We start from the raw sequence: 7586 nt of genomic DNA, 5'->3' as shown, positions 1-7586 counted from the left end.
GAAAACACCGTCATGTCGCGCACCTGAACCGTTACCCTGAGGGCCTTGAATCGGTTCCTTCCCCTGATGCCATTTGGCGACTGCACCCCGTCATGTGCAAGGGCGGCGGAGGTTCGGCTCGCGATCCCGCAAGATCGTTGCTAGTTAGCCACGCATGTCCATTCTCCCCATACACGTCATCGGCGGCGGCCTGGCCGGTTCCGAAGCCGCCTGGCAGATCGCCCAGGCCGGCGTCCCCGTCATCCTGCATGAAATGCGCCCCGTCCGGGGCACCGACGCCCACCACACAGACGGGCTCGCCGAACTGGTCTGTTCGAACTCCTTCCGGGCCGACGACTGGACGTCGAACGCGGTGGGTCTGCTGCACGCCGAGATGCGCAACCTGGATTCCCTGATCCTGGCCTGCGGCGACGCCCACCAGGTACCGGCCGGGGGTGCCCTTGCCGTCGACCGGGACGGCTTCTCGGCCGCCGTGACGGCGCGCCTGACCTCACATCCCCTCGTGACGATCGAGAGGGGCGAGGTGGCGGGCGAGCCTCCGGCCGACTGGGACAGCGTCATCATCGCGACGGGACCCCTGACCTCCCCCGACCTGGCGGCGGCCATCCAGGGCCTGACCGGGGAGGACGAATTGTCCTTCTTCGACGCGATCGCCCCCATCGTGACCCTTGAGTCCGTCGACATGGACATCGCCTGGCGCCAGTCGCGCTATGACAAGGCGGGCCCCGGCGGCGACACCCAGGCCTACATCAACTGCCCCATGGACCGGGACCAGTACGAGGGTTTCATCGACGCCCTGCTGGCGGGACCGAAGTCGGAATTCCGCGAGTGGGAGAATGTGCCCTACTTCGATGGCTGCCTGCCGATCGAGGTCATGGCCGAGCGCGGGCGAGAAACCCTGCGGCATGGCCCGATGAAGCCCGTCGGCCTGACCAACGCCCACCGCCCGGACGACAAGGCCTGGGCCGTGGTCCAGCTGCGGCAGGATAACGCCCTTGGAAGCCTCTGGAACATGGTCGGCTTCCAGACGAAGCTGAAGCACGGGGCCCAGTCCGAGATCTTCCGCATGATCCCCGGGCTGGAGAAGGCGGTCTTCGCCCGGCTCGGCGGCCTGCACCGGAACACCTTCCTGAACAGTCCTCGGCTCCTGGATCGCCAGCTGCGGCTCCAGGCCCAGCCCCGGCTCCGGTTCGCCGGCCAGGTCACGGGGGTGGAGGGCTATGTAGAGAGCGCAGCCATGGGCCTGCTCGCCGGTCGGCTCGCGGCGGCGGAGCGGTTGGGGCAAGCCCTGGAGGCGCCGCCGGCCACCACGGCGCTGGGATCCCTGGTCAACCACATCACGGGTGGGCACCTGGACGGCGGCCGAGGATCCTTCCAGCCCATGAACATCAATTACGGCCTCATGCCCCTGGTAGAGGCCCCAAAGCGGGACGCCGACGGGCGGCGGTTGGGTTCAAAGGTCCGGAGCCACGGCCGCAAGCTCGCCATGGGCAAGCGCGCCCTGGCGGACCTGGCCGCCTGGGCGTCAGACGCGCCCGGTCAGCACAGCGCCCATCAGTCGCAGGCGGTCTCCGAGATCTGACGGCGGCCGACCCCGAGCCCGGGCCCGGGCGAGGGCCGCGTGGGCAACCGCAGGGAAGGCCCGCGCCGTCACACCCCGCGCCGCCTTGAGGCGGGTGTCCATGGGGGCCTGGGCGGCGTCCAGCGTAAGACCTGCAGTTCGGACAAGGCGGCCGATCGACCAGGCGCCTCCGCCAGCGCGCGCCGCGCCGGGATCGCTTTCAGGGTCCAGGATGGAGGCCGCCAGAACGGCGCAGCCGCCGCCCGTGCCGTCCGCCCACTCCAGGGCCTCCTCCAGCGTCAGGGGCCGAGGGTCCAGCTCGCGGTAACGGGCATCCACCAGGGCCTCGAGGGCCCCGGGGTCCAGGCTGAAGGTTCGGGCCGCCTCGGCCAGGGCCTGGGCGACGGGATGGCGACGGACAGGGCCACCGGAAGCCATCTCGGCCAACACCTCTCCCCACCAGGCCAGCCGCATCTCGCCGACAAGGGGGGTCGAGGCGTTGCGCGGGGCGCGGGCCAGTTCCTGGTCGAAGGCATAGAGGGCCACAAGCGCCCGGCGGGCCTCGGCGCCCGCGGCGAAACGGCTGGACAACCAGCGATCGGGGTCTGTCCGCGCCAGCGCGGCGTCGAGATCACCGGGTAAGGACGTATCTGGTTCCGGCATGACCTGGGGCGTCGGGCTCAATGGAAAACGGGCCCGCAGGGACTGCGGGCCCGTCCGTTCCGGCAGATCCGGGGATCAGCCGAAGATGGTCTGATTCATGCCCATGGTGGCGAGCATGGGGATGGAAATGAAGGTGTTCAGGCGTGAGACCAACATGGCGGTCCTGGCCGCCTTGGCCTTGGCGTCGGCGTCGGCCTCAACCATTCCCAGGGCAATCTTCTGGTTCGGCCAGATGAAGACCCAGACATTGAAGAACATGATGGTGGCGAGCCACATGCCCATGCCGATGAAGCTGTGCTGGGGATTGTGGCTGGTCAGGCCCAGAGCGAAGGCATCGAACAAGTAGCCGCGGTTGTAGGCGAGGATGACGCCAGCCACCCAGGTGAACAGGGCCGCCCAGCGGAACCAGAAGAGCGCTTCGGGCGCGATGTACTTGGACACCGCCGGCTTCAGCTCAGCCGGGATCTCCGGCATTTTCCGAAGCTGAACGAAGTTGAAATAGTACAGCAGCCCGATCCACATGATGCCGAACACCAGGTGCACGAAACGAAGCACCGCCTGGACGAAGATCGCATCGACCCCGCCAGCGTGATGCATGTAGCCACCGATCACAAACAGCGCGAGGATCGAACTCAGGATCATCGTGTTCCGCAGGTTGGACAGCAGTCCCGAAGCAAATTTGAACATTTTCCAGCCCTTTGAAAATCTACCCTTAAACCCTTCTTAAGGGCATTCGGTGGGCTCGGGAAGCGGCGGTTTGAACCGGATCAAACTGCGATCAGGGCGGCCGCGACCCTGCGGCCTTCCGAGGTCAACAAGTTGTAGAGCCTGGCCGCCGCTGGAGTGTCGAGGAACTCGAGGCCCAGGCCTGCGGCGAGAAAGGCCTGGCGGACCTCCCTCGGTGGCAGGGCGTTGGACGCGCCCATGCCCAGGACCATGAGCTCGCTGACCCCGGGCCCCGCCTTCAGGACCGGCGCGAGGGCCTCCACGGACAGGGCTGCCGCCGAAGCGATGGGCCAGGGATGGGCGATATCGTCCAGGATCAGGACGGACCCAGACTTCCAGTCGCCGGACAGGCGGAACCCGCCGCCGCCGAAGGCATCGACCTGCGGCGCCGCGCGGGTCATCTGCGCCGGGCGTCCGCCGGCTTTAGGGGTATCGCGTCCTCGTCGTCCCGGCGCACGCCCCAGAGCAGGATGATGGGCAGGGCGACGTAGATGGACGAATAGGTGCCGATGATCACGCCGAACACCATGGTGAAGACGAGGGGCAGCAGGACCGGCCCCCCCAGGAACAGGGCCCCCGAGAGGGCGATGATGGCGGTGGAACCCGTGATCAGGGTCCGCGACAGCCGCTCGTTCTCAGACCGGTTGATGATCTCGGCGAGAGGGGTGGTCTTGTACTTCCGAAGGTTCTCGCGAAGCCGGTCGAAGGTGATGACCTTCTCGTTCATCGAGTAGCCGATCACGGTCAGGAGGGCGGCGATGGAGGTCATGGAGACCTCAAGCTGGGCGATGGACAGGACGCCCAGGGTCAGGACTACGTCATGCAGCACCGCGACAATGGCCCCGAGCCCGAACTGCAACTGGAAGCGGAACCAGATGTAGAGAAGCATCAGCAGCATGGCGACGCTGAGGGCGATAGCCCCTGACCGCGCAAGGTCGCCGGAGACCTTTCCGCCGACCGTCTCGGCCGAGCGGATCTCAATTCCCGGGAAGGCCTTCTGAAGGGCCGTCTTGACGGTCTGGATACTCTGGTTGAGGTCGGCGTCGCTCGGCACCCGATACCTCAGTATGGCACCGTTGCCCGCCCCCAGGGACTGGACCTGGGCGTCCTCGCCGCCGGCCTCGGTCATCACCCGGCGCAAACCGCCGATGTCGAGAGGCTTCTGGGTCTGCACCTGGATCTGGGCACCGCCCACGAAGTCGATGCCGAAGTTCAGGCCACGGAAGACGAACGAGCCTACCGATGCCGCGATCAGGATGGCGGACAGCACTGCGGCGAACGGCGCCAATCGCACGAAGTCGAAGTTGAAATCTGTTGGCAGGTTTCGGATGAAGGGCCAGCGCATGGGAGCCTCTAGACGATGGGTAGGGTCTTGGGCTTCTTCGCCCGGTACCACCAGCCGATCAGCAGCTGGGTTACCACCACCGCCGTAAAGACCGAGGTGATCACGCCGATCAGCAGGGTCCAGGCAAAGCCGCGCACGGCCCCGGCTCCGAACATGAACATGATGACAGCCGAGATGGCGCTGGTGATGTTGGCGTCCAGGATGGACACCAGCGCTCTCTGGTAACCTTGTTCCAGGGCCTGGAGGGGCGAACGCCCCAGATGGGCCTCGTCCCGGACCCGTTCATAGATGAGGACGTTGGCGTCCACGGCGACCGCGAGGGTCAAGATTATGCCGGCGATACCCGGGAAGGTCAGGGTGGCCTGGGTCAAGGACATGGCCCCGATGATCAGGAGCACATTCAGGATAAGTCCCAGGGCGGCGAAGACCCCAAACAGGCCGTAGGCAAGGATGATGAAGACAAACATGGCCACGGCGCCGATCGCCAGGGAGATGGCTCCGGCGCGAACAGCGTCGGCCCCGAGTTCGGCACCCACCGTGTTCTGCTGCTCGATCCTGAGCGGCGCCGGCAGGGCACCGGCCCGGAGCAGGACCGCCAGCTCGTTGGCGGACTCGGCGGTGAAATTGCCGGAAATCTGGCCAGAGCCGCCCATGATGGCGCTCTGGATTACCGGGGCGGAGATGACCTTGCCATCAAGGACGATGGCGAAGCGCTTGCCGATGTTGCTCGCTGTGACCTCGCCGAACCGGGCCGCGCCCTGGCCGTTGAAGCGGAAATTCACTACCGGTTGGCCCGAGCGGCCGTCGAAGCCCTGAGTGGCCTCGGTGAGCATTTCGCCAGTGACCACGGCCCGCTTCTTCACCAGCAGGGGCCCTTCGGCCTGGCTTGGCAATATGATTGAGCCTGGCGGAATCCGACCCTCGGCCGCCTCGGCCACCGAGACGGAGTCGTCGACCATCTGGAAGGTCAGCTTGGCGGTCTGGCCGATGATCGACTTCAGGCGTTCAGGATCGCTCTCGCCGGGCGCCTGAACCACGATCTGGTCCAGGCCCTGGCGCTGGATCGCCGGCTCCCGGGTGCCGAGGGCATCGATCCGGCGACGGATGATCTCGATCGACTGGTCCACGGCCCGGCTGGCCTCGGTGTTCAGGGCCTGGGCGGAAAAGCCGAGCTTAATCCGCTGGTCGGGCTGGGCGGCGAGTTCAAGCCCGCTGCCTCCTGCGGACACCGCGCCGCCAAGGCGGGACCTCAGGAGGTTGAGGGCCTCGTTCAGGCGGCCGGGATCCGTGATTCGGACCGTGACGTCCTGTCCCACCTGGCCCAGGTCTGTGAAGGCGATGTCCTCGCCCTTCAGGGTGGTGCGGATATCCTCGATCAGGTTGGTGGTCTTCTCTGCGCGCAGGGCCCCGGTATCGACCGACAGCTTGAGGTAGGATCCGCCCTGCAGGTCGAGGCCGAGGTTCAGCGTCTGCTTGGGCAGAAAGGGCGGCAGGGCCTCGCGCAGGTTGGCCGGCAGGAGGTTCGGCAGCGTGAAGAGCACGCCGAAGATCAGGGCGGCGACAACCGAGATCAGCCGCCATCGGGAAGGAGCCAGCATGAGCCCTGGCCTAGGCCTTGGCGTCGTTGGCTGCGGACTCGGAGCGTGTGCGTACGCTGGTGATCATGCCCTTGACCACCTTCACGGTGACGCCCTGGGCGATCTCGACGCCAACTTCTGCGTCCTCGACCCGCACGACCTTGCCGATCACGCCCGAGGGCAGGACCACGACGTCATTGCGCTTGAGCGCCGAGAGCATGTTCTGGTGATCCTTCATCCGCTTCTGCTGGGGGCGGATCATGAGGAAGTAGAACAGGGCGAAAAGCCCGATCAGGGGAGCGAGCTGAATCAGCATGGCCTGCATCCCGCCGGCGGAGGCTCCGGCGACAGTTTGGGCGAAGGCGGGCGTGGCGAACATGGGCTCTCCGAAAAGGGGCGGGCGCGCGCCGCGCCCGAATTCAGGGTGGACGGAAGCTATGCGCTCGACCGACCTTTTGCAATGGAGGGGCGGGATGGCTAATCACATGACATGACCGAGGACCTGTCCCCCCTGCTGATCCGCATCGCTGAGGCGCTGGAGCGCCTGGCGCCCAGCCCTCCCGAGGTGCCCGACTTCAGTCTGGCGCGATTATTCCGCCATGACGCCGCCCGGGCCCGGTTCGCACCCGCCCGGGACTACGCCCTTCCCCTCGACGCCCTATTGGGGGTGGATCGCCAGAAGGCGCTCCTGTGCGCCAACCTTGAGCGCTTCGCCTCGGGTCTGCCCTTCAACCATATCCTGCTCTGGGGCGTGCGGGGCGCCGGGAAGAGCTCGATGGCCAAGGCCGCCTTCATGGGCATGGCCGCGGATCGCAGCGACCTGAAGCTGGTGGAGGTGGACCGTGATGAGGTCTCCGCCCTGCCCCGCCTCTTCGACCTGCTGGGGGGGCGGCCCGAACGCTTCGTAGTGCTCTGCGACGACCTGTCCTTCGAGGACGGCGCAGAGGCGGCCAAGGCGCTCAAGTCCGCCCTCGAGGGCGGCGTGTCCGGCCCTCCCTCCAATGTCCTGTTCCTGGCCACCTCTAACCGGCGTCACCTCATGCCGAGGGGCCATGTGGAGGATCGCGGGCTGATCGCCGCCGCCGAGGATGCCGAGGAGGAGGTCAGCGTCTCCGACCGGTTCGGGCTCTGGATCGGCTTCCCGCCCATGGACCAGCCGACCTACCTGGCGGCCGTGCGCGGCTACGCCCGTCGCTACGGGCTTCCAGTGCGCGGGCTCGACCGCCGGGCCCTGCAGTGGGCCCAGGCCCGAGGCGGCCGCTCGGGCCGGGTGGCCTGGCAGTTCATCCTCGACCACGCCGGGTCAAAGGGCATCGCCCTGCCCCTCTGATTCCCAGGATCTAGCGGGGCAGCAGGAGGGTGGGTGCCACCGGCCGCGCGCGTTCCGCCGGCGTGGGCGCATAGCGGATCTCGAAGTGCAACTGGGGCTCAGAGACCCCGCCAGTGTCGCCCGCCTCGCCGATCTGCTGGCCCTGCAGGACCTTCTGCTGGATCTTCACATCCACGTTCGACATGTGGGCGTAGGCGGTCACCCAGCCGTCGGGGTGCTTGATCAGCACCAGGTTCCCGAAGCCGGGTACCTGATCGCCGGCATAGACCACCTCGCCCGCCGCCGAGGCGCGGACAGGGGCCCCGCGGGCGGCTCGGATATTGACGCCGTCATTCCTCTGCCCTGTCCCCTTGGGCCCGAAGTCCGAAAGGATCTCTCCCCGAA

Annotated in this window: 9 protein-coding genes; 2 read left to right on the top strand and 7 right to left on the bottom strand. The window is 67.1% G+C overall.

Going from position 1 to position 7586, the window contains the following annotated elements; translation table 11 throughout:
- Positions 1-154: 154 nt before the first annotated feature.
- Complete coding sequence (gene trmFO / locus WCJ52_RS10045; RefSeq protein ID WP_336903169.1) at positions 155-1582, top strand: methylenetetrahydrofolate--tRNA-(uracil(54)-C(5))-methyltransferase (FADH(2)-oxidizing) TrmFO; 1428 nt, start codon at positions 155-157, stop codon at positions 1580-1582.
- Here the strand turns inward: trmFO and WCJ52_RS10040 are convergent.
- From WCJ52_RS10040 to yajC, 6 genes are all read right to left on the bottom strand, one after another.
- The gene (locus tag WCJ52_RS10040; protein WP_336903168.1) at positions 1526-2224 is read right to left on the bottom strand and encodes a squalene/phytoene synthase family protein; all 699 of its coding nucleotides are present in this window, start codon (positions 2222-2224) and stop codon (positions 1526-1528) included. The genes trmFO and WCJ52_RS10040 overlap by 57 nt on opposite strands.
- Positions 2225-2299: 75 nt before the next feature.
- Complete coding sequence (locus WCJ52_RS10035) at positions 2300-2911, bottom strand: urate hydroxylase PuuD (RefSeq protein WP_336903167.1); 612 nt, start codon at positions 2909-2911, stop codon at positions 2300-2302.
- A gap of 80 nt (positions 2912-2991) precedes the next feature.
- Positions 2992-3351: an Mth938-like domain-containing protein gene (locus WCJ52_RS10030; RefSeq protein ID WP_336903166.1), complete on the bottom strand. Its 360-nt coding sequence runs from the start codon at positions 3349-3351 to the stop codon at positions 2992-2994.
- On the bottom strand, positions 3348-4295 hold the full coding sequence (secF, locus tag WCJ52_RS10025) for a protein translocase subunit SecF (RefSeq protein ID WP_336903165.1): 948 nt from the start codon (positions 4293-4295) through the stop codon (positions 3348-3350). Before secF ends, WCJ52_RS10030 begins: the two co-directional genes overlap by 4 nt.
- A gap of 8 nt (positions 4296-4303) precedes the next feature.
- The gene (secD, locus tag WCJ52_RS10020; RefSeq protein ID WP_336903164.1) at positions 4304-5893 is read right to left on the bottom strand and encodes a protein translocase subunit SecD; all 1590 of its coding nucleotides are present in this window, start codon (positions 5891-5893) and stop codon (positions 4304-4306) included.
- A 10-nt stretch (positions 5894-5903) separates the two neighbouring features.
- Positions 5904-6251 carry a preprotein translocase subunit YajC gene (gene yajC, locus WCJ52_RS10015; protein ID WP_336903163.1) on the bottom strand — a complete coding sequence of 116 codons (348 nt, stop codon included), beginning with the start codon at positions 6249-6251 and terminating at the stop codon, positions 5904-5906.
- 111 nt (positions 6252-6362) lie between these two features.
- Between yajC and WCJ52_RS10010 the strand changes: the two genes are divergently transcribed.
- The gene (locus WCJ52_RS10010; RefSeq protein ID WP_336903162.1) at positions 6363-7202 is read left to right on the top strand and encodes an ATP-binding protein; all 840 of its coding nucleotides are present in this window, start codon (positions 6363-6365) and stop codon (positions 7200-7202) included.
- A gap of 10 nt (positions 7203-7212) precedes the next feature.
- Here WCJ52_RS10010 and WCJ52_RS10005 read toward each other — a convergent pair.
- Positions 7213-7586, bottom strand: a 374-nt coding sequence (locus tag WCJ52_RS10005; protein ID WP_336903161.1) for a M23 family metallopeptidase, incomplete at its 5' end; no start/stop codon positions are given.

It is taken from the genome of Phenylobacterium sp. (assembly GCF_037138395.1).
Lineage (GTDB): Bacteria > Pseudomonadota > Alphaproteobacteria > Caulobacterales > Caulobacteraceae > Phenylobacterium.
Note: the sequence above shows the minus strand (reverse complement) of the source record. Positions and strands in the feature narration are given on the sequence as shown.